Genomic DNA, 20708 nt, shown 5'->3' with positions numbered 1-20708 from the left:
TCGATTCTCCCGAATCGAACGCGTGTTCGAAAGAAGAACGAATCGTCTGCGGAGAGTGGGTTCTCCACACGGGGTGGGGAGGAGACGACGATCGTCAGGAGAGGAGAAGAGGAGAACGGCGCGGCCAGACAACCTCAGCGACCGACCTAACCAGCCGCCCCGAACCGCCCCCTAATCCGCCGTGTCGTTGTACCCCGGGTCTTCGTCGCTGCGCCAGCTCGTGGGTACCGTGGCGGTGATGACGCTGCCGTCGGCTCGCCGCCCGCCTTCGATGTTCTTCTGGCTCGGTGCTCCCACCCGGCGGGACCCCTGGTGGGCGAGGGCGATCGTGACCGGTTCGTCCGCCGTCACGGTCACGGCCCGGCCGCGCACCGAGAACGACACGCTCGAACCGGTTTCGATCGTGAACGTGACGATGTCCTGTTCGAGGTCGACGCGCATCCGGCTGCCCGAGACGGTCAGTTTGAAGCTGATGCCGTCCCACCCTTCGGGCAGTCGCGGGTCGAAGGTGAGATCGCCGTTGTGGTCGCGCATCCCCCCGAATCCGAAGACGACGGCACTCCACATTCCCCCGGTCGACGCCACGTGCACGCCGTCTGCGGTGTTGTGGTGCAGGTCGGCGAGGTCGACGAAGAGTCCGGCCAGGAAGTATTTGAGGGCGAGCTCCTGGTAGCCCACCTCGGCCGCGATGATCGACTGCACGACCGCGGAGAGCGACGAGTCGCCTGTGGTCAGCGGGTCGTAGTAGTCGAAGTCGGCGAGCTTCTGTTCGGGCGTGAAGAGGTCTCCGTGGAGGAACAGGGCGAGCACGACATCCGCTTGTTTGAGCACCTGGAAGCGGTAGATGACGAGCGGGTGGTAGTGCAGGAGGAGGGGGCGCTGGTCTTCGGGCGTCTTCGAGAGGTCCCAGAGTTCTTTCTCGAGGAAGGCCGCGTCTTGGGGATGCACGCCGAGCGCTTCGTCGTAGGGGATGAACATCTTCTCGGCGGCGTCGAGCCACTCCTGCACTTCGCCGTCTTTGAGGCCCAGTCGACTGACCATGCGCTCGTAAGCCCACTCGTTGGTCGACTGCAGGTTGAGCACGGCGTGTGCGGCCGCTCCGAGGTTGGAGCGCGCCATGACGTTCGTGTACATGTTGTCGTTGACGACGGTCGTGTACTCGTCCGGCCCCGTGACACCGTGGATGTGGAACGCCGACTTGCCGTTCGCCCGCCAGAACCCGAGGTCGGCCCACATGCGTGCGGTCTCGACGAGGATGTCGATGGCCCCGCGGGCGACGAAGTCCCGGTCTCCGGTGGCGAGCACGTATTGGCTGAGCGCATAGGAGATGTCGGCGTCGATGTGGTACTGCGCCGTGCCCGCCGCGTAGTACGCCGACGACTCCTGCCCACTGATGGTGCGCCACGGGAAGAGTGCGCCGTCTTGGTTGAGTTCGGCCGCGCGCGTGCGCGCTTCACCGAGGATCGACTGTCGGAACCGCAGAGCATTGCGCGCGGCGATGGGCGACGTGTAGCTGAGCACGGGGAGCACGTAGATCTCGGTGTCCCAGAAGTAGTGGCCGCCGTAGCCCGTGCCGGTCACCCCTTTGGCGGCGACGCCTTTGCCGTCGGCGCGCGCCGACGCCTGGGCGAGCTGGAACAGGTTCCAGCGCATGGCCTGCTGCAGTTCGGGCTGGCCGTGGATGACGACATCCGTGCGATCCCAGTAGGCGTCGAGCCACTCGGACTGGCGTTCTTTGAGCACCACGACGCCGTCGGCCCGGGCACGGTCGAGGGTGCGGTCGCAGCGGTCGGCGAGTTCGCGCGTGGGGATGCCCCGCGAGGAGTGGTAGGTCACGGTCTTGACGACACGGATGGGCTTGCCGCGCTTCGCTTTGACGCGATACACGTGCTTGGCGAGGTCGTCGTCGATCTGCGACGACTCCTCCCACTGGTTCTCGGTCTCCATCGAGTGCTCGGCGCCGACCGCGAGAGACATCCCGGAGTGGGTGCAGCGGTAGCCGAGCATGTATCGCCCGCCTTCGGCACGCTTCAGCCGCGGCTGCAGCACGCGTTCGGTGAGCTCTTCGGCTTTGCGCGGGTCGAACGCGCCGGGGCCGGATGACGGCGCCACGTCGTATTCGTCGATGCCGTCTTGGCGGTTGATGATCTGGCTCGAGATGACGACGGAGGCGTCGTGGTCGGGCAGGGTGACGGTGTATTCGATGACGGCGAGGTGACGGTCTTCGAACGACACCATTCGGGTGGCGTCGATGATCACGCGCTTGCCCGACGGCGTGATCCATTCGAGCTGACGCGAGAGCACCCCGGTGCGGAAGTCGAGTTTGCGCTCGTATCCGGCGATGTCGGCTTCGGAGAGGATGAACGGCTCATCGTCGACGTAGACGCGCACGATCTTGGCGTCGGGCGCGTTGACGATCGTCTGGCCGACGCGAGCGAAACCGAACGCCTCTTCGGCGTGACGGATGGGCCAGGTCTCGTGGAGCCCGTTGATGAACGTGCCGTGCACGTGGCCGTCGCGGCCTTCGACGACGTTGCCGCGGAGGCCGAAATAGCCGTTGCCGACGGCGAAGAGGGTCTCGGTGCGACCGAGGTCGCCCTGCTCGAACTCCTGCTCGACGAGCGCCCACTCGTCGACGGGGTAGCGGTGGCGGTCGAGCGGGTCGTCGAACCCGGGGGCGTTGGAGCTGCCTTCGCCGGTCAAGCGGATGACGTCGGGTGCCTCGGTGTCGGGAGCGTCGGTCGCCGAGGCGGTGCCGTTCGGCTCATCCTCGACGGGCGAGCGCAGGGGTGACGACTGACTCATCGGCCGGCCTCCTCGGTGTTCGTCGCGCCAGTGTTCGTTGCGCCAGTATTCGTCGCGCCGGTGTCGGTCGCACCCGCGGCGCGCACGTAGGGAATGAGGGTCGCGAGGTCGTCCACGACGAAGTCTGCACCGGATTCGAGCAGTCCCGCTGCTCCCACCCCGCGGTCGACGCCGACGACGAGGCCGAAGTCTCCGGCCCGGCCCGCCTGCACGCCGGAGTGAGCGTCTTCGACGACGACGCACTCGGCGGGGGTGAGTCCGAGGAGCTCGGCACCGCGGATGTAGGTGTCGGGCGACGGCTTGCCGGCGATGCTCTCGTCGGCGGCGACGACACCGTCGACGACGACGTCGAACCGGTCGGCGATTCCGGCGGCCTCGAGCACGGGGCGCGCGTTGCGCGAGCTCGACACGACCGCCACCTGGAGGCCCGCCGCGATCGCCGCGTCGAGAAAGGCGAGGGAGCCGGCGTATGGCGCGACTCCGTCGTCGGCGAGCACCTCGTTGAAGGTGAGGTTCTTGCGGTTGCCGAGGGCCGCGACGGTGGCGTCGCCCGGCTCGTCTGTCACGTCGCCGTCGGGGAGGTGGATGCCTCGCGATTCGAGAAGCGACCGCACACCGTCGTATCGCTGCTTGCCGTCGATGTAGGCGAAGTAGTCCGCCTCGGTGTATCTCTCGGTCACTCCGCGCTCGTCGAGGAAGGGCTCGAACAGGCGTTGCCACGCGTGCATGTGCACGTCGGCCGTCGGGGTGAGCACGCCGTCGAGGTCGAAGAGGATGGCGCGCACGCGGGCGAAGCGGGCGCGCTGCTCTGCGGCGTCGAGGGGGCTGGGTACGTCGGGCACGTGTCGGTCCTTTCAGGACGGAGTGGGTGGCGACGTCGTCGGGCCGGGTTCGACACTAGGGCCTTATGCGCGCGCATGCATAGCGGCTCGGCAAACCCGTGAGCACACCGAGCATCCGCGCGCGCCGACTGAGCAGAACTCCGTTCTCAGACGACGATGGGCGGTGCTTTCGACACGGCGAGGCCGGTGCCGGCAGTGTCGATGTCGACCCTCACGGTATCCCCGTCGAGGATGTCGCCCGCGAGCAGTGCGGTCGCGAGTTTGTCGTCGATTTCGCGCTGCATGAGCCTGCGCAGTGGGCGGGCACCGTAGAGAGGATCGTGGCCGCGCTCGGCGAGCCACGACCGGGCGTCGGGCGTGACGGCGAGCTGGAGCCGGCGCTCCGACAGTCGGCGCGAGAGTCTGTCGATGTTGAGTTCGACGATCTGCCCGAGGTCGTCGGTCGAGAGGGTCGAGAACACCACGATGTCGTCGAGCCTGTTGATGAACTCGGGCTTGAAGGCCTGGCGCACCATCGCTCCGACGGCCGCCTCCTTCTCGACCTGGCCGAGCTGCGGGTCGACGAGAAACTGGCTGCCGAGGTTCGACGTGAGGATGATGATGGTGTTGCGGAAGTCGACCGTGCGGCCCTGCCCGTCGGTGAGCCGGCCGTCATCCAGCACCTGCAGGAGCACGTCGAAGACCTCGGGGTGCGCTTTCTCGATCTCGTCGAGGAGGAGCACGGAGTACGGGCGCCGACGCACGGCCTCGGTGAGCTGCCCGCCCTGCTCGTAGCCGACGTAGCCGGGCGGGGCTCCGAGCAGGCGCGACACGGAGTGCTTCTCCCCGTATTCGCTCATGTCGATCCGGATCATCGCTTTCTCGTCGTCGAAGAGGAACTCGGCGAGGGCCTTCGCGAGTTCCGTCTTGCCGACGCCTGTCGGGCCGAGGAAGAGGAAGGAGCCCGTGGGGCGATCGGCGTCGGAGATTCCCGCGCGGGTGCGGCGCACGGCATCCGCGACCGCGCGCACCGCGGGCTTCTGACCGATGAGGCGGCGACCGAGTTCGGCTTCGAGGGCGAGGAGCTTCTCGGTCTCGCCCTGCAGCAGCCGGCCCATCGGGATTCCCGTCCACGCGGCGATGACGGCGGCGATGTCTTCGGCCGTCACCTCTTCGCCGACCATGGGTTCGTGCTCGGGAACGTAGTTCTCGGCCTCCTCGAGCTCGCGCTCGATGAGGGGGATCTCGCCATAGAGCAGCCGGCTGGCTTCGGTGAGGTTGCCGTCGCGCTGGGCGCGGTCGGCTTGCACTTGCAGCGCGTCGACCCGCTTCTTGAGGTTGCCGACGCGGTTGATCGCCGTCTTCTCCTTGTTCCACCGCGTCTCGAGCTGGGCGAGGTCGGCCGCGCGATCGGCGAGGTCGGCACGCAGTTTCTCGAGTCTCGCCTTCGAGGCGTCGTCTTTCTCACGCTTGAGCGCGAGCTCTTCGATGCGCATGCGGTCGACGCCGCGCCGCAGCTCATCGATCTCCACGGGCGCCGAGTCGATCTCCATGCGCAGTCTGCTCGCCGCCTCGTCGATGAGGTCGATCGCTTTGTCGGGCAGTTGACGACCGCTGATGTAGCGGTTCGAGAGGGATGCCGCGGCCACGAGCGCCGCGTCGGAGATGGGCACTTCGTGGTGGCTCTCATATCGCGGGTTGAGCCCGCGCAGAATGGCGATGGTGTCTTCGACCGTGGGTTCGCCGACGTACACCTGCTGGAAGCGGCGTTCGAGAGCGGCATCCTTCTCGATGTACTGACGGTATTCGTCGAGCGTCGTCGCGCCGATGAGGCGAAGCTCCCCCCGCGCGAGCATGGGCTTGAGCATGTTGGATGCGGCGACCGAGCCTTCGCCGCCGCCCGCGCCCATGAGCGTGTGGAGTTCGTCGACGAACGTGATGATCTCGCCGTCGGCGGCGTTGATCTCGGCGAGCACGGCTTTGAGTCGCTCTTCGAACTCGCCGCGGTATTTGGCTCCGGCGACGAGCGCCGCGAGGTCGAGTGACACGAGCCGCTTGTTCTTGAGCGAGTCGGCGACGTCTCCGGCGACGATGCGCTGCGCGAGCCCTTCGACGACGGCGGTCTTGCCGACGCCGGGTTCTCCGATGAGCACGGGGTTGTTCTTGGTGCGCCTCGTGAGCACCTGGCTCACACGGCGGATCTCGGCGTCTCGCCCGATCACGGGGTCGAGCTTGCCGAGGCGGGCGATCTCGGTGAGATCGACGCCGTATTGCTGGAGCGCCGTCTTCTGGTCGCTCTGCGATGCGGGTGCGCCCTGCATGTTCGCCATGTGTCATCCTCCGAAAGACTTGAGTCTTGCCGACTCAAGTTTACGCTCCCCCGTCGGCCGACGGTGACACAGCGCTATCGCTGTGAGCGAACCCCGGCTCCGCGAGCGGCACCCGGTACCGGGGTACTGGGCACTCGAGAAGTCGGTACCGGGGTCTGCTGTCGCGCGCGTCGCGGTTCCGTAGCGTCGCCCTCAGACGAAAGGACAGCACATGATCTACGCACGCTCGCTCACGAAACGCTACGGAAAACGCACGGCCGTCGACTCCCTCGACTTCGACGTGCTTCCGGGAAAGGTCACGGGATTCCTCGGGCCGAACGGCGCGGGAAAGTCGACGACGATGAGGATGATCGTGGGGCTCGACCGCCCGACGAGCGGCCGCGTCGAGGTCAACGGACTCCCCTACCGCGAGCACCAGGCGCCGCTGAGGCAGGTCGGGGTGCTGCTCGACGCGAAGGCGGCCCACCCGGGTCGCACGGCATACAAGCACCTGCTCGCGATCGCCGCGACACACGGCATCGGTGCCGCCCGAGTGCACGAGGTCATCGGATTCTCCGGTCTCGATGCGGTCGCGGGCAGAAGGGTCGGCAAGTTCTCGCTCGGGATGGGCCAGCGTCTGGGAATCGCCGCGGCGCTCATCGGCGACCCCGCAACGGTCATCCTCGACGAGCCCATCAACGGCCTCGACCCCGAGGGCGTGCGCTGGGTGCGCACCCTCGTTCGGAGTCTCGCCGCCGAGGGCCGCACGGTCTTGCTCTCCTCTCACCTCATGGCCGAGATGGCGCAGACCGCCGACCACCTCATCGTCATCGGGCGCGGGCGCGTTCTGGCAGACGCGCCGCTCGTCGACGTCGTCGCGCGCAACGCGTCGCTCGAAGACGCCTATCTCGCGCTCACGTCCGACGACGTCGAGTACCACTCGTCGTCTCCCGCGACGGAGGCCACCCGATGAGCGCGACAGTGCTGCGACGCAGTTCGCACATCCCCACCCCCGCGCCCGCGCGATTGCGGCTCTTGCACATCGTCCGCTCGGAGTTCATCAAACTCGCGAGCCTGCGGTCGATCGTGCTCTCGCTCGCCACGATCGTGGTGACCGGCCTCGGAATCAGCCTCGCCCTCGCGCTCACCATGGAGTCGGCGGGCGTGCCGTCTCAACCGAGCGCGGAGTTCCTGCTCTGGACGGTCACGTTCGGGGCGTACATGCTCGGTCAACTCGTCGCCGCGCTCCTCGGCGTGCTCGCGGTGAGCGGCGAGTATTCGGCGGGAACCATCCAGCCGGCGCTCCTCTCGGTGCCGAGCAGGCTCCCGGTGCTCGCCGCGAAAGCCCTCGCCGTCTTCACCGTGTCGACGGGCGCCGGTCTCGTGGCGACGGTCGGGTCGTGGGCGGTCACCTATCCCCTCTTCGACGAGCTCGGCCTCGCCGTCGGCCTCGGCGAACCGGGGGTCGCGCTCGCTCTCGCGGGAACAGCCGTCTACCTCGGCCTCGTCTCGGTGTTCGCGCTCGGGGTCGCCACGGCCGTGCGCTCCGCCGCCGGGGGTATCACGATCGTCGTGATGGTGCTCCTCATTTTGCCGGTCGCGGTCGGAATGCTCGGCGGCGCCGTGCAGTGGGTGAGCGACGCGACCCCCTACCTCCTGTCGAACGCGGGCGAGTCGATGACGTTCATCGCCGACACCGCCGCGACGTCCGACCCCGACTGGTCCGGCCCGCTGAGCCCCTCACTCGGCGCACTCGTGGTGTTAGCGTGGAGCGCCATTTCGCTCGCGATCGGCGCGGCGCTGCTTCGGGGGAGAGACGTCTGACACTCGCATCATCGGGATCATCCGGCGGCTCGATCGAGTCGCCGGATGCTTTCGTGGCTCCGCCCCCTCCGGGGTTCGTCGGTCGGCTCCTGCGCCGCCTACCGTGGCTCACCGACGCCATCGTCGGCACCGTATACGGCTGCGTCGCCGTGCTGCTCGCCACGATCTCGGCCTACCCTCCCCTCCGCACTCCACTGTGGTTCACGCTCGCGCTCCTCGCCGGGGGGATCGTCGTTGTCACGTTGCGCCGTCGCTACCCCGTTCCCACCTTCATCGCGGCGCTCGCGCTCTTCGTGCTCTCCGCGCTCGCGGGCACGGGGGCCGAGAGCATCGTCGCGGTCGTCACGATCTTCACGGTGGGAGCGCTCCGGTCGACCGCCGTCGCGTGGGCGGGCTTCGCGCTCGCGACGGGAGTCGGATGCCTCGCCGCGGTCATCCTCGTGCTGCGGGGCCGTGACGGACTCCCGCTGTGGGAGCCGACCCAGCTCGCCGTGACAGCCGACCCCGTGAACGACTGGTTCAACGCCGCCATCCTCATCCTCGTGCCGTTTCTCGTCGCCGCACTCATGGGGGTCAACGCCGGGCAACGGCGCCGCTACGTCGACACGCTCGTCGACCGCGCGGCCCAGCTCGAGCGCGAGCGCGACCAGCAGGCCGAGATCGCGAGCGCCGCCGAGCGCGAGCGCATCTCGAGGGAGATGCACGACGTGATGGCGCACAGCGTCTCGGTCATGGTCGCGCTCTCCGAGGGAGCGCGCGCGACCGTCACCGAGCGGCCCGCCGAGTCGAGCGAGGTCATGTCTCGCGTGGCCGAGACCGGTCGACGCACCCTCGCCGAACTGCGGCGGCTGCTCGGGGCCGTGCCGGAAGCGGCAGATTCGACGTCGCCCGCGCACTCGCCGCAACCCGACGCGTCGCACGTGCCCGACCTGGCCGCCGATTTCCGGCACGCCGGACTGCCCGTCGAACTCACCGTCGAGGGGACTCCGGCAGCCGACCCCGCTCTCGGACTCACGGTGTTCCGCATCGTGCAAGAGGCACTCACGAATGCCCTGCGGCACGCGGAGGGGGCGACGGAGGTCACCGCGACGATCACCTGGTCGTCAGAGGATGTCACCATCGTCGTGCTCGACGATGCGCCGCACTCCGCGCGCACGAGCCCGGCCGGGGCTTCGGCGGAAGCCCGGCAGACCGCGGCGACGACCGGCCGCGGGCTCGTCGGCATCCGGGAGCGGGTCGCGCTCTACGGCGGCTCGGTCGAATCCGGACCCGCCGAAGGACGAGGGTGGCGGGTCGCCGCGAGGCTGCGCTGGGCGGAGGAGCAACGATGAGCGGCGACATCCGTCTGCTGATCGTCGACGACCAGGAGCTCGTGCGCTACGGGTTCCGGCTCGTGCTCGACGCCGAACCCGACATGACCGTGGTCGGCGAGGCCGCGGAGGGCGGTCACGCTCTCGAGGCCGCGCACCGATTGCGGCCCGACGTCGTCTTGATGGATGTGCGCATGCCGGGAGTCGGGGGCATCGAAGCCACTCGGCGCATCACGTCCCTTCTGCCCGACACCCGTGTGCTCGTGCTCACGACCTTCGACCTCGACGAGTACGCCTTCGGGGCCCTGCGCGCCGGGGCCTCCGGTTTTCTCCTCAAAGACACCCGACCGGCCGAACTCACCGGCGCGATCCGGGCGGTGAACGCTGGGGACGCCGTGGTCTCCCCGCGCATCACCGCGAAACTCATCGAGGTGGGCACCCCTCACCTCGCGGGCGATCCCGCACCCGCCGCAGCGAGCGCGCTCGACACCCTCACCCCGCGGGAACGCGAGGTGCTGCGTCTCATCGGGCTCGGGGCGACCAACGGCGAGATCGCCTCGACCCTCCACCTGAGCGAGTCCACCGTCAAAGCCCACGTCGGGCGAGTGCTGCTCAAGCAGGGCCTGCGCGACCGCGTGCAAGCCGTGATCCTCGCCTACGAGCTCGGCATCGTCGGGCGCTAAGTCGCCGCGGCTCGAGCGCGACGCCCCGGGCGTCGGGATCAGACCCGGGCGATCCGGCCGGCGTGGTCGGGGACGAACTGGTAGAGCTCGCGGGCGGGTCGGTCGTAGTCGTCGGACGTCGGCCGGTCGGGGATCTCGATGGCCTCGGGCTCGCGGTGCTCGTAGGGGATCTGCGACAGCAAGTGGGCGATCGCGTTGAGGCGCGACGAGCGTTTGTCGTCGCTCTCGATGGTCCACCACGGTGCGGCGGCGTGATCGGTCGCCTCGAACATCGCGTCTTTCGCCCGCGAGTAGTCCTCCCAGCGCGTGATCGAGAGCACATCGGTGTCGGAGAGCTTCCAGCGGCGCATCGGGTCGTCGAGACGCGACCGGAACCGATCCTCCTGAACGTCGTCCGACACGGAGAACCAGTACTTGATCAGGGTGATGCCGTCGTCGACGAGCATCCTCTCGAACTCCGGCGTCTGCGTGAGGAAGAGTCGGTACTGCTCGGGCGTGCAGTAGTCCATGACCTTCTCGACGCCGGCGCGGTTGTACCAGGAGCGGTCCATGAGAACGATCTCGCCCTTCGTCGGCAGGTGCTCGACATACCGCTGGAAGTACCACTGGCCTTTCTCGCGCTCGCTCGGGGTCGGAAGCGCGACCACGCGCGTCGACCTCGGGTTGAGGTACTGAACGATGCGCTTGATCGCCCCACCCTTGCCCGCCGCGTCGCGGCCCTCGAAGATGACGACGACGCGCGCGCCGGTCTCGATGACCCAGCGCTGCATCGCCACGAGCTCGATCTGCAGGCGCTCGAGTTCGGCCTCGTAGACCTTCTTCTTGATGCGCTTGGGAGTCTTGGTGGTGCTCGTGCCCGACTTCTTCTTCGACATCGTTCGCTGTCCTTGCCGCTCCCCGGGGAGCCTCGACGGACGCCGACCCGGCGCACACGCCACACCATACGCGCGCCCAGGCAGATTCTCGCCGGGGTTGCAATGGGTCGTGTGAGCCCCGTGCCCCGCCGCATACTCGTAGTCGCGCCACCCCGGCACTCCGCGGGCGGCATCCGACACGAGGACTCCTACATGACCGACCAGCCCGCGAAGATCGCCGCGATCATCTACAACCCCATCAAGGTCGACCTCGATGCCCTCCGGGAGGCCATCACGACCGAGGCGGATGCCGCGGGCTGGGGCGAGACGCTGTGGTTCGAGACATCCGTCGAAGACGAGGGGCAGGGTGTCACGCGCGAGGCTCTCGACAAGAAGGTCGACCTCGTGATCGCGGCGGGCGGCGACGGCACCGTTCGCGCGGTCGCCGAAGCCGTGCGCGGCAGCGGCACACCCGTGGCACTGCTCCCGTCGGGCACCGGCAATCTGCTCGCGCGCAACCTCAAACTGACGCTCGACAACATGCCGAACTCGGTGCGCTCCGCCTTCACGGGCGTCGACCGCGCGATCGACCTCGGGGTCATCGACATCGAGCGTGCCGACACCTCACGTGACCGCCACGTCTACGTCGTGATGGCGGGAATGGGCATCGACGCGAAGATGATCGAGAACACCGACGACGACCTCAAGAAGAAGGCCGGATGGGTCGCCTACGTCGACGCGATCGTCAAGTCGCTGCGCGACCCGAACGAACTCCAGATGCGCTTCAAGCTCGACGACGGCCAGACCAAGCGCGCGACCGTGCACACCGTCATGCTCGGCAATTGCGGATCACTGCCCGCCAACGTGCTCCTCATGCCGGACGCCGTCGTGGACGACGGATTGCTCGACCTCCTGCTCATGCGCCCCGGCGGGGTGCTCGGCTGGATCCGCGTCTGGACCAAGATCGTCTGGACCAACGGGGTGCTGCGCCGCACGAAGGCGGGCGAGATGGTCGCCGGCGAGCGCCGCAACGACGGCGACCTGCACTACGAGACCACCAAGCGTTTCGTGGCCCGCCTGTCGCGGCCCGAGGTCATCGAACTCGACGGTGACAGCTTCGGCAAAGCCGTGGCGTTCAAGTCGTGGGTCGAGCCCGGAGCCCTCACCGTGCGAGTGCCCGCCGACGCCTGACGGCGCGTGACCGCGCAACAGGCCGCGCGGTGCAGAGAACGAGGGGGCGCCGGACATCCGGCGCCCCCTCGTCGTTGCGGGGTGTTACTCGATCGCGCCGTCGTGTGAGCGGTTGCGGCGGCGGGCCACGAGCAGGCCACCCCCGAGCACGAGCATGAGCGCGGCGGCGACGATGAGCCCGACGGGCACGGTCGAGCCCGTGAACGCGAGGTCGTCGCGGTCGCCTCCACTGTCGCCGGCTCCGTCGCCCCCGATGACCTCCGACCCGGTGTCGGCCGGTTGGGCGGCGGCCACGATGTCGATCATCGACCACCCGATCACCGCACCGTCGGCATCCTGAACGACGAGGCGATACTCACCCAGGGGCAGATCCGAGGGGATGACCGCGTTGATGAGTCCATCGGTCGAGACGCGAGTCCAGGTTCCGAGGGCCACGTCGCCGGGCTGGAGCCACGCTTGCACCCAGTCGCCCGCGCGGCCCGCGTCCATGCCGATCGTGATCGGGTCGCCCGGTCGAGCCGAGTCGGGCGCGGTGATGCCGCCCTCGAGCGAGTCGTCGAGGTCGTCACCCGGAACCGGCTGCGACGGCACCGTGGGTGCGCCGTCATCCGGAACACCAGGGTCGGTCGGATCGGTCGGATCGGTCGGGTCGGTCGGATCGGTCGGGTCGGTCGGATCGGTCGGGTCCGTCGGATCGGTCGGCTCTTCGGTGGCCTCGACGAACGTCACCGAGCGCACCTCGGAATAGGAGGTCGCTCCGTAAGGGTCGCTCGACGACACGAACCAGGAGTGCTCTCCGAGGCCCGGCGCCCAGGTGGCGGTGGGCTCGGAGCCGCTCTCGAGGTCGTCGAACGTCTCGATCGCCTCCGTCGTGAACACGTCGGCACGGAAGGCGTCGGTCGCGAGTTGCTTCACGACGGGCACGATGCCGGCTTGCGCGAACGGGATGTCGAACTCCTGGTGCTCGATGGCGAGCGTCGGGTCGTCGGCGTTGTAGTCCTTCAGGTAGTCGGAGTACGTGCGCACCATGATCTGCTCGGCCTCGGTGTCGAAGTGGAGGAGACGCAGGTAGCCCTCGCCGCCGTTCGGCAGGCCCTGGTAGTCGAAGAGCATCTGCGTGACCGTGCGGTCGTCGACGCCGTCGCCGTCGTCGTCGAACGAATCGAGTCGCGTGAACGCGTCGTGGTAGTGGCCCGAACTCACGAACTTGACGTTCGGATTCGTCGCGATGACCTCGTCGTACATGCGCTGCGGGATCGGGCCGAGGCCACCCGTCGTGAGCATGTACTCGTGCAGGTTGAGGAACGCGGTGCGCTCGGGGTACTGCGCGAGCACCTCGTTGAGCCACTCGATCTGCTCGTCGCCCGGCGCCCACCCCATGTAGATCATGAGGAAGTCGATGCCGCCGGCGGTGATGAGGTCGTAGTGACCGCGGTTGTCGAGGTGACTGCCGCCGTACCAGGGGTTGTCGGCGAACCGTGCCTCGCCGAACCACTGGCTGAACTCGGTGTAATCGTCGGTCTGCTGGTCGACGTCGTGGTTGCCGGCGAGCACGCCGTACGGCAGCCCGGCGGCGTCGAGCGTCGCGTAGGTCGGGTCGGCCCGCAACCACTGCTCGGGATCCTTCGACTGGTCGACGATGTCGCCCGTGTGCGTGACGTACTGCAGGTTGAGGTCGGCCCGCTCGCGCAGGAAGAACTCGTGGATCGAGGTCTGGCGGTCGTAGATGTCGGGGTCGCCGTTGTAGTACTGCGTGTCCGACTCCCACCCGAGTGTGAAGTCGTACGCGGAGCGCACGACGTCGTCGGGGTGGTTGGGCTCGACGACGGTGTCGCGCGTCGACAGGTCGTCGCCCGCGAACCCCTCGGAATGCTGCACGAGCACCGTGATCTCATCGTTCTCGGCGTAGTCGGCCGCGGCGACGAGAGCCTCGAGCGAGAACTCGGTCTCCCCGCCGTCGGTCGTGAGGTGACGGTCGAGTTCGACCCACTCGGCCGCGTCGGGATCGAGCGCGTAGAGCAGGATCTTGGCCTCGGCGTTGGCCGAGCCATCCCATCGCACTCGCACCGTCGCGTCGTCGGCGCCCGCGGGCACCGCCACGGTGAACAGCTGGTACGGCAGCTTCGCGTCGCTCTCGGCCACGACCGAGTCGTCGTCTTTCGAGCCGAGCTGCGCGACCTCGTCGTCGTCGAGCAGCACGGCGTCTGCTCGGTCGATGTCGAGCGAGTCGGTCGCCGATCCGGTCGCCGCCTCGACGCCGTCGCCGGGGGTCAGCTCGTATCCGCGCCCGAAGGTCACGTCGAGACGGTCCCCGCTCGGGTCGACCGCTCGCGCGGTGAGGTCCACGGACTCCTCATCGGTCTCGAAGCCGTCTTCAGGGCTCATGAGCTCGTTGCCGGGCTCCTCGACGGGCGTCGTGAAGCGGATCTCGCGAGTCGCCTCGTTGCCGGCGAGGTCGGCGGCGGTGAACACCACGACGTGCTCGGCCGCATCGAGCTGCAGCGACGAGGTCGCGTACGGCAACTCGATCTCTTCGCCGTCGAGCGTCGCTGTCACACCGTCGTCGGTGAGCCCGGCCCCCGCGTCGGAGGCGGAACCGTCGATCGTGAACTCCCCCTGATACAGGCGCTCTTCGAGAGCCGTCTCGATGACGGGGGCGGTGTTGTCGACGATCACGTCGGCGCTCGCGCTGCCCTCGGCGGATGTCGCCACGATCGAGTGCGCGCCGTCGCTCACCGCCGTGGTGTCCCACGGGCCCGCGACCGCGGTGAACGCGTCGTCCGGAACCGTGAACGTCGCCTCCACGAAGTCGACCGCGTTGCCGCTGTCGCCGAGCGCGATCGAGGCCGTGGGGTTGTATCCCTCCTCCGGCCGCAGGGTGCGACCGTCGGGGAGGATGAGCCTCATGTTCGAGAGCGAGAAGTTGTCGTTGTTCTCGTCGAGGTCGATCTCGGGGGCGGCCTTGGTGCCCGCGTAGACGCGCACCGAGAACTCCTGACCCGGGTTGACCCTCTCGAGGGGGACGTCGCTCGGCACGGTGACCGTCGCGCCGTAGTAGCCCTCGTCGAAGACCGTGAGGATGTCGCCGGCCTCGCCGTCGTCGACGAGACGCACGCCGTTGCGGAAGTACGCATCCGTCGCGGTCGCCTCGAACGCGAACACGGGGGAGGCTTCGAGCTCGGGCTCCGCCGCGAACGGGGCACCGTCGATCGTGAGGCCGAGGGTCGGCGGGTAGACATCGCCCGCGGCCGAGACATCGACCGTGTCGGAGACGTACTGCCCGCTCTCGAGGTTGAGGCGCACGTCGTCGGCAGGCTGCGACGTCGACACCGTGAGCTCACCGGAGTCGCTCACCTGGCTGCCGTCGGAAGCGGTGAGGCGGTAGGTGAAACTCTCCTTGCCCGCCGTGTCGACCGCGGCGACCGAGACGCGGTAGAGGCCGTCGGCCCCCGGAACGAGGTTGCGCGTGCCCATGTCGCCGTCGACGTCGTTCTCGAGCTCGATGGCGACGGTGCGCACCTCGGCGTCGTCGGTCACGGCCGCGACGAACTCGATGGCCTCCCCCGGCTCGAACGTGCTCGGCGTGCGGTTGTCGATGACGGGCGCGACGGTGTCGTCGGGAACATCCTTGAGGGCGAGAGGCACCTGGGTGTCGCTCACGGAACCGGGCGTCGGTGCTCCGACGGATTCGATGATCTGGAGCGTGGGGTCGCCCTCGGTCGAGGCGAAGTGGATGCCCTGGTTCTCGCGGACATCCGTCGCGCCGGCGAGGTTGTAGTAGGCCCGGTTCTGCGAGATCTCGGTGTTGGTGATGATCTCGATGCCGCGCGGGGAGCCGTTGGCCATTCCGCCGACGAAGAGTTCGAGGAGGTCGTCGCCGAGGGTGAGGTCGGTGCCGAACTCGGTGTTGAAGTCACCCGCGGTGAGGGCGTCGTTGCCGCCGTTCTTGACCCACAGAACGATCGTCTCGCCCGCGCCGATCTCGGCGTCGCGCGGAACCGACGGCCACAGCGCGGTCGACGAGTTGGTGAGGTCGGCGAGCGGGTAGAGGTAGCGGATCGTGTAGTCGGCCCACTGCACCGGCGCGTCGCTCGCGTTGTAGACCTCGATGTACTCGTAGCCGTCGCCACTGCCGACGTTGCGCGAGTTGACCATGAGTTCGGTCACGTGCAGGGTCGCGGTGTCGAGATCGGGGTCGGACGGACGCGTGAGGTCACTCTGCAGGGCGTCGGGGTCGACGACACCGGGGGTCGGTGCCGCGAACGTCGTGAGCACCGACATCGAGAGCTCGCCGCGCACGTCGGGCACCGCGTAGTCGTTGCCCGAGCCGCCCGAGTACGACCCCGCCGCGTAATACGACCACCCGACGGTCTCGTCGTTCTCGTCGACGACGCGGATGCCGCGGTCTCCCCCGTTCGCGAAACCGGCCTGGCCGGTCGCACGCACGAGGGTGTAGTCGCTCGATCCGCCGTAGAAGGTGCGGAACTGCTCGTCGGTCATCGTCAGCGAGGTGCCGTAGGTGAGCCAGAACACGGTCACGCCGTTCGCCGCGATGACGGTGCCCGCGGGCACGGTCAGCGGCACATCGCGCGAGCGGTCGTTCGAGTCGACGTAGGTGTAGGCGAAGCGGTAGCCGTCGGCCCCCACCACGATGTCGTCACCGGTCGTGTTGGCGACCTCGAAGAACTCGTAGGTGTCGGCCCCCGTATTGTCTGGCTGGATCTCGGTGACCACGAGGGGCCACTCGGCCGCAACGCCCTCGGAGGGTGCCGACGGGTCGGTGGGGTCGGGGGTCGGCTCGGGGTCGGGAGTCGGCTCGGGCTCGGCGGGCACGGCGGGCTCGAGAACGGCCGGGTCGATGGCACCGGGGGTCGGTGCCGTCGTCGCGCGGAACTCGGCATCCGTTCCGGTCGCCGCGACGCCGAAGTTGGCGCCGCGGTTCTCGCCCACCTGCGCCGCCGTGTAGAACGATTCGGTGATCTCGGCGCCGGCGCCGTCGACCGCGCGGATGCCGCGAGCCGACGCGTTGGCCATGCCCGCCTGACCGGTGATGCGCACGATGTCGTAGTCGGTGGCGCCGCCCTCGAATTCGGCGCGGAAGTCGTCTTCGGTGTAGGCGAAGCTGTCGAGGGTGCCGCTGTCGTTCGTGTAGCTCAACCAGAACACCGTCGAGGCGCCGGGAGCGATGACCACGCCAGGCTCGAAGTCGAGGAGCGGCTCCGACGCGACACCCGTGTAGCGGAAGCTCACCCCCTCGGCGTCGAGGTCGATCGCGTCGCCCGAGGTGCTGGTCACCTCGAAGAACTCGAAGTTGTCGTCACCGACCGTGTTCGGCACGATCTCGCTGATGAGCAGCGGCGGTGCATCCGCGGGCAGCGGGGCAGCGGTCGCGGCGGTCGCACCGAAAGCGGGTGCTGCGGCGAGAGCGACGATGACGGTGGTTGCGGCGAGGGTGCGGGCCGACCGGGTGGAGCGCATGGTGAAGCTGCTTTCGTTGGGGGGACTCAGCGAAACTAAGCGGCGCTCACGACCAGATGACGACGACGAGGTGAACGGCAGACGGCGAAATCCGCCCCGCGGCGAACCCGGTCTCACTCACCCCCGCGTAGGGGCACTGCGCCGCGAGCGCAACCCCCATGCCTCCCAGCCAGCACGCGGTTAGCGTGGACAGCGCTCGTGACGAACTCACGGGCCACCCCCAAACGAGAACAGTCCGCCGACGCGCGGACGGGATCGAGCACACCATGGCTACTGACCAATACGCATTCACCAACCCCGCCGAGATGTACAGCGACTTCGAGCCGAGCGCGCAGTACCAAGAGGGCGCCGGCCTCGACGCCAACCTCCGCGACAAGGCCGACCTCGGCGAAGACACCTACCGGGGCACCGGTCGCCTCGAGGGCCGCAAAGCCCTCATCACCGGTGGTGACTCCGGCATCGGTGGCGCCGTCGCGATCGCCTACGCCCGCGAGGGTGCGGATGTCGCGATCTCCTACCTGCCCGAAGAGGAAGAGGATGCCCAGCGCATCGTCTCGCTCATCGAAGCGGCCGGCCGCACCGCCGTCGCCCTTCCCGGCGACATCACCGACGCCGCGTTCAGCCGCGAGCTCGTCGCGACGGCCGTCGAGAAGCTCGGCGGACTCGACATCCTCATCAACAACGCGGGCAAGCAGCAGTTCCACGAGGACATCCTCGAGATCAGCGACGACGAGTTCGACGCGACCTTCAAAACCAACATCTACGCGATGTTCTGGATCACGAAGGCGGCGCTCGCGCACCTCAAGCCCGGCTCGACGATCATCAACACGTCGTCGATCCAGGGGTACTCGCCGGCACCGCACCTCGTCGACTATGCGACCACCAAGGCCGCGATCAACACGTTCTCGAAGGCGCTCGCGCAGCAGCTCGCACCGAAGGGCATCCGCGTGAACGTTGTCGCACCCGGCCCGATCTGGACTCCGCTCCAGACCGCCGGCGGACAGCCGACCGACCAGCTGCCCGACGCCGGCTCGCAGACGCCGCTCGGCCGCTGGGGCCAGCCCGCCGAACTCGCCCCCGCCTACGTGTTCCTCGCGTCGGGTGAATCGAGCTACGTCGTCGGCGAAACGCTCAACGTCAACGGCGGAATGCCCACCCCGTAATCACCGCCGCTGAGCACAGCGCGCTGACCTCGGTCGGCCTCTGAACGTGCCAAGCGGAGGAGATCGCACCCGACGACCACCGTCTCCCAGAACGGTGGACCTGCGGGTCCCGATCCCCTTCGCTTGGCACTTCTGTGTTTGCGGGCGGGGCGGGGTCGGGCGGATGTCGGCACGCCGGCCCGCATCGCGGTCGCGAACGGCTGTTCCGGCGCGCGCGAGACGACACATCGCGACCGCGACCGCGCGAAAACGGGTGCTCGGTGCTCGGCGCTCGGCGCTCGGTGCTCGGTGCTCGGTGCTCGCGTCAGCTGAGCGTGTGCGCCCCGATGACCGAGAGCAACCGGAGCTTCTCCGCGCTCTCGCTGCCGGGAACAGCCGTGTAGATCATGAGCGAGTGCGCGTGCCCGGGGTCGACGAGGCGCTGGCAGTGCAGCTCGAGTGCGCCGACCTCCGGGTGCACGAAGTGTTTGACGTCGTGGGGCCGGATGCCGACCTCGTGCGTGGCCCAGAGCTCCCGAAACTCCGCGCTGCGCTCGAGCAGCAGCTCGGCCAACCGGGCGGCGCGTGATTCGGGGCCCCGGAGCGCCGCGATCTCACGGAGTCCCGACGCATACATCCGACTCAAGAACCGGTGCTCCTCGGGGGCGTAGAAGTTGCGCGCCGACGGGTCGGTGAACCACCGGTAGCCGAGGCTGCGCTCGGGCCCCTGGAGCATCGACTTGTCGCCCGTGAGCGCGGCACCCAATCGGGACTGCCGCAGCGTCTCGCCGATCTCGGTGACGATCTCCGCCGGGGTGTCGTCGAGTCGATCGAGCACGCGCAGCAGCCCCGGGCTGATGTGCTCCGAGCTCGTGCCGCGCGCCGGCGGGGTGTGCCCCGCGAGGTGGAAGAGGTGGTCTCGCTCCTCATGCGAAAGGTGCAGACCCTGCGCGATGGAGGCGAGCATCTGCTCCGACGGCTGAGGCCCGCGCTCCCGTTCGAGCCTCGCGTAGTAGTCGGTCGACATGTGCGAGAGCACCGCGACCTCCTCCCGGCGCAAACCGGATGTGCGGCGCCGAGACCCGCGCGTCAGCCCGACATCCTCGGGCTGCAGGGCCTCGCGGCGGTGGCGGAGGAACTCGGCGAGTCCCGGGCGGTCGATCACGGCGGTCTCCTTCATGGCGGGTGAACACATGTCTACCGCGTGCGGGTGGGGGGAGCCACGACCCGCCGATCCCCCTCTCGCGCAGCCACGGATCGGGAGGCCGTGGCTCCTGCGGCCGACACCCGCGACGGTGGAGGAACACACGACATCCGAGGAGCACACCATGGCACGCAGAACATTCGACATCACCATTCCGAACCTCCGGGGCACCCGCGCCCTCGTCACCGGCGCGAGCGACGGGATGGGCGTCATCATCGCTCGGCGCCTCGCCGCGGCCGGGGCGGAGGTCGTCATCCCGGTGCGCAACCGGGCCAAAGGAGACGCGGCGGTCGCCGGCATCCGCTCGGCTGTTCCGCACGCCGAGATCTCGGTTCGCGACCTCGACCTCTCGTCGCTCGAGTCGGTCGAAGCGCTCGGTGCGACGCTCCTCGGCGAGGGTGACCCGATCCACCTGCTCATCAACAACGCGGGCGTCATGACGCCGCCGAGCCGGCAGACGACCGCCGACGGCTTCGAGCTGCAGTTCGGAACCAACCACCTGGGGCACTTCGCCCTCGTCGGCCACCTTCTGCCGCTGCTGCGCGAGGGCCGCGCGCGAGTGACCTCGCAAGTGAGCGTCGCGGCGCGGTCGGGCCGCATCAACTGGGACGACCTCAACTCGGAGCGCGCCTACGACGGCATGAAGGCCTACAGTCAGTCGAAGATCGCGTTCGGCCTGTTCGGGCTCGAACTCGACCGTCGCAGCGAGGCGGGCGGCTGGGGCATCACGAGCAACCTGTCGCACCCCGGTGTCGCGCCCACCAACCTGCTCGCGGCGCGCCCCGAGATCGGGCGCGGAGGCGACACCCCGCAGGTGCGGGTGATCCGCTGGCTGTCGGCGCGCGGGATCCTCGCCGGAACGCCCGAGACCGCCGGGCACTCGGCACTCATGGCCGCGACCGACCCGAGCGCCAAGCGCGGTGTGCTCTACGGTCCGAGCGGACTCGGAAACACGAGTGGCGCTCCGGCGGAGCAGCGGATGTACGCGCCCCTGCGCAGCGGCGACGACGCCGCCCGCCTCTGGCAGGTCTCGCAGCAACTCACGAGGGTCGCGCTGCCGGCCGTGTGACCCCGCGCACCCCGCCGG

General features: G+C 68.8%; 13 protein-coding genes. 7 read left to right on the top strand and 6 right to left on the bottom strand.

All coding sequences use genetic code 11. The features are described from left to right. Nucleotides 1-171: 171 nt before the first annotated feature. The 3 genes from ACLHIH_RS11405 to ACLHIH_RS11395 form a co-directional block, all read right to left on the bottom strand. Nucleotides 172-2805, bottom strand: a complete 2634-nt coding sequence (locus tag ACLHIH_RS11405; RefSeq protein WP_411316936.1) for a glycoside hydrolase family 65 protein — start codon at nucleotides 2803-2805, stop codon at nucleotides 172-174. Further along, nucleotides 2802-3647, bottom strand: coding sequence for an HAD family hydrolase (locus ACLHIH_RS11400; protein WP_411316935.1), 846 nt, complete (start codon nucleotides 3645-3647; stop codon nucleotides 2802-2804). The genes ACLHIH_RS11405 and ACLHIH_RS11400 overlap by 4 nt, the downstream gene beginning before the upstream one ends. Before the next feature lie 146 nt (nucleotides 3648-3793). After that, a complete protein-coding gene (locus ACLHIH_RS11395; protein WP_411316934.1) occupies nucleotides 3794-5956 on the bottom strand; it encodes an ATP-dependent Clp protease ATP-binding subunit in 2163 nt (720 codons plus the stop codon). Between the two features lie 211 nt (nucleotides 5957-6167). Between ACLHIH_RS11395 and ACLHIH_RS11390 the strand changes: the two genes are divergently transcribed. The 4 genes from ACLHIH_RS11390 to ACLHIH_RS11375 are packed head-to-tail and all read left to right on the top strand — an operon-like array spanning nucleotide 6168 to nucleotide 9752. Next, complete coding sequence (locus ACLHIH_RS11390; RefSeq protein ID WP_411316933.1) at nucleotides 6168-6908, top strand: ABC transporter ATP-binding protein; 741 nt, start codon at nucleotides 6168-6170, stop codon at nucleotides 6906-6908. Continuing rightward, nucleotides 6905-7759, top strand: a complete 855-nt coding sequence (locus ACLHIH_RS11385; protein WP_411316932.1) for an ABC transporter permease subunit — start codon at nucleotides 6905-6907, stop codon at nucleotides 7757-7759. The genes ACLHIH_RS11390 and ACLHIH_RS11385 overlap by 4 nt, the downstream gene beginning before the upstream one ends. 53 nt (nucleotides 7760-7812) lie before the next feature. Beyond that, nucleotides 7813-9090 (top strand): histidine kinase, encoded by a 1278-nt coding sequence (locus ACLHIH_RS11380; protein ID WP_411316931.1) that lies wholly within the window; start codon nucleotides 7813-7815, stop codon nucleotides 9088-9090. Continuing rightward, nucleotides 9087-9752 carry a response regulator gene (locus ACLHIH_RS11375; protein WP_411316930.1) on the top strand — a complete coding sequence of 222 codons (666 nt, stop codon included), beginning with the start codon at nucleotides 9087-9089 and terminating at the stop codon, nucleotides 9750-9752. Before ACLHIH_RS11380 ends, ACLHIH_RS11375 begins: the two co-directional genes overlap by 4 nt. 38 nt (nucleotides 9753-9790) lie before the next feature. On the opposite strand, the gene ppk2 is transcribed toward ACLHIH_RS11375, so the two are convergent. Then, complete coding sequence (gene ppk2, locus ACLHIH_RS11370; RefSeq protein ID WP_411316929.1) at nucleotides 9791-10627, bottom strand: polyphosphate kinase 2; 837 nt, start codon at nucleotides 10625-10627, stop codon at nucleotides 9791-9793. A 192-nt stretch (nucleotides 10628-10819) separates the two neighbouring features. Between ppk2 and ACLHIH_RS11365 the strand changes: the two genes are divergently transcribed. Continuing rightward, nucleotides 10820-11797 (top strand): diacylglycerol/lipid kinase family protein, encoded by a 978-nt coding sequence (locus tag ACLHIH_RS11365; protein ID WP_411316928.1) that lies wholly within the window; start codon nucleotides 10820-10822, stop codon nucleotides 11795-11797. An 84-nt stretch (nucleotides 11798-11881) separates the two neighbouring features. Here ACLHIH_RS11365 and ACLHIH_RS11360 read toward each other — a convergent pair whose 3' ends face one another. Then, nucleotides 11882-17275 (bottom strand): metallophosphoesterase, encoded by a 5394-nt coding sequence (locus ACLHIH_RS11360; RefSeq protein ID WP_411316927.1) that lies wholly within the window; start codon nucleotides 17273-17275, stop codon nucleotides 11882-11884. A 266-nt stretch (nucleotides 17276-17541) separates the two neighbouring features. Between ACLHIH_RS11360 and ACLHIH_RS11355 the strand changes: the two genes are divergently transcribed. After that, nucleotides 17542-18438 (top strand): glucose 1-dehydrogenase, encoded by an 897-nt coding sequence (locus ACLHIH_RS11355; protein ID WP_411316926.1) that lies wholly within the window; start codon nucleotides 17542-17544, stop codon nucleotides 18436-18438. A gap of 304 nt (nucleotides 18439-18742) precedes the next feature. Here ACLHIH_RS11355 and ACLHIH_RS11350 read toward each other — a convergent pair whose 3' ends face one another. Further along, nucleotides 18743-19582 carry a helix-turn-helix transcriptional regulator gene (locus ACLHIH_RS11350; RefSeq protein ID WP_411316925.1) on the bottom strand — a complete coding sequence of 280 codons (840 nt, stop codon included), beginning with the start codon at nucleotides 19580-19582 and terminating at the stop codon, nucleotides 18743-18745. A gap of 163 nt (nucleotides 19583-19745) precedes the next feature. On the opposite strand from ACLHIH_RS11350, the gene ACLHIH_RS11345 reads away from it, so the two are divergent. Further along, entirely contained in the window at nucleotides 19746-20690 is a 945-nt protein-coding gene (locus ACLHIH_RS11345) for an SDR family oxidoreductase (RefSeq protein ID WP_411316924.1), read from the top strand. The last annotated feature ends 18 nt before the right edge of the window (nucleotides 20691-20708 follow it).

This window comes from Marisediminicola sp. LYQ134, assembly GCF_046599635.1.
Taxonomy (GTDB): domain Bacteria; phylum Actinomycetota; class Actinomycetes; order Actinomycetales; family Microbacteriaceae; genus Marisediminicola.
This window is presented reverse-complemented; position numbering and strand designations above follow the sequence as displayed.

Excerpts from the sequence above, each read along its gene's own strand:
- ACLHIH_RS11385 (WP_411316932.1), top strand. The coding sequence starts at position 6,905 with ATGAGCGCGACAGTGCTGCGACGCAGTTCGCACATCCCCACCCCCGCG.
- ACLHIH_RS11395 (WP_411316934.1), bottom strand. The coding sequence starts at position 5,956 with ATGGCGAACATGCAGGGCGCACCCGCATCGCAGAGCGACCAGAAGACG.
- ACLHIH_RS11360 (WP_411316927.1), bottom strand. The coding sequence starts at position 17,275 with ATGCGCTCCACCCGGTCGGCCCGCACCCTCGCCGCAACCACCGTCATC.
- ACLHIH_RS11345 (WP_411316924.1), top strand. The coding sequence starts at position 19,746 with ATGGCACGCAGAACATTCGACATCACCATTCCGAACCTCCGGGGCACC.
- ACLHIH_RS11390 (WP_411316933.1), top strand. The coding sequence starts at position 6,168 with ATGATCTACGCACGCTCGCTCACGAAACGCTACGGAAAACGCACGGCC.
- ACLHIH_RS11365 (WP_411316928.1), top strand. The coding sequence starts at position 10,820 with ATGACCGACCAGCCCGCGAAGATCGCCGCGATCATCTACAACCCCATC.
- ACLHIH_RS11355 (WP_411316926.1), top strand. The coding sequence starts at position 17,542 with ATGGCTACTGACCAATACGCATTCACCAACCCCGCCGAGATGTACAGC.
- ACLHIH_RS11405 (WP_411316936.1), bottom strand. The coding sequence starts at position 2,805 with ATGAGTCAGTCGTCACCCCTGCGCTCGCCCGTCGAGGATGAGCCGAAC.
- ppk2 (WP_411316929.1), bottom strand. The coding sequence starts at position 10,627 with ATGTCGAAGAAGAAGTCGGGCACGAGCACCACCAAGACTCCCAAGCGC.
- ACLHIH_RS11375 (WP_411316930.1), top strand. The coding sequence starts at position 9,087 with ATGAGCGGCGACATCCGTCTGCTGATCGTCGACGACCAGGAGCTCGTG.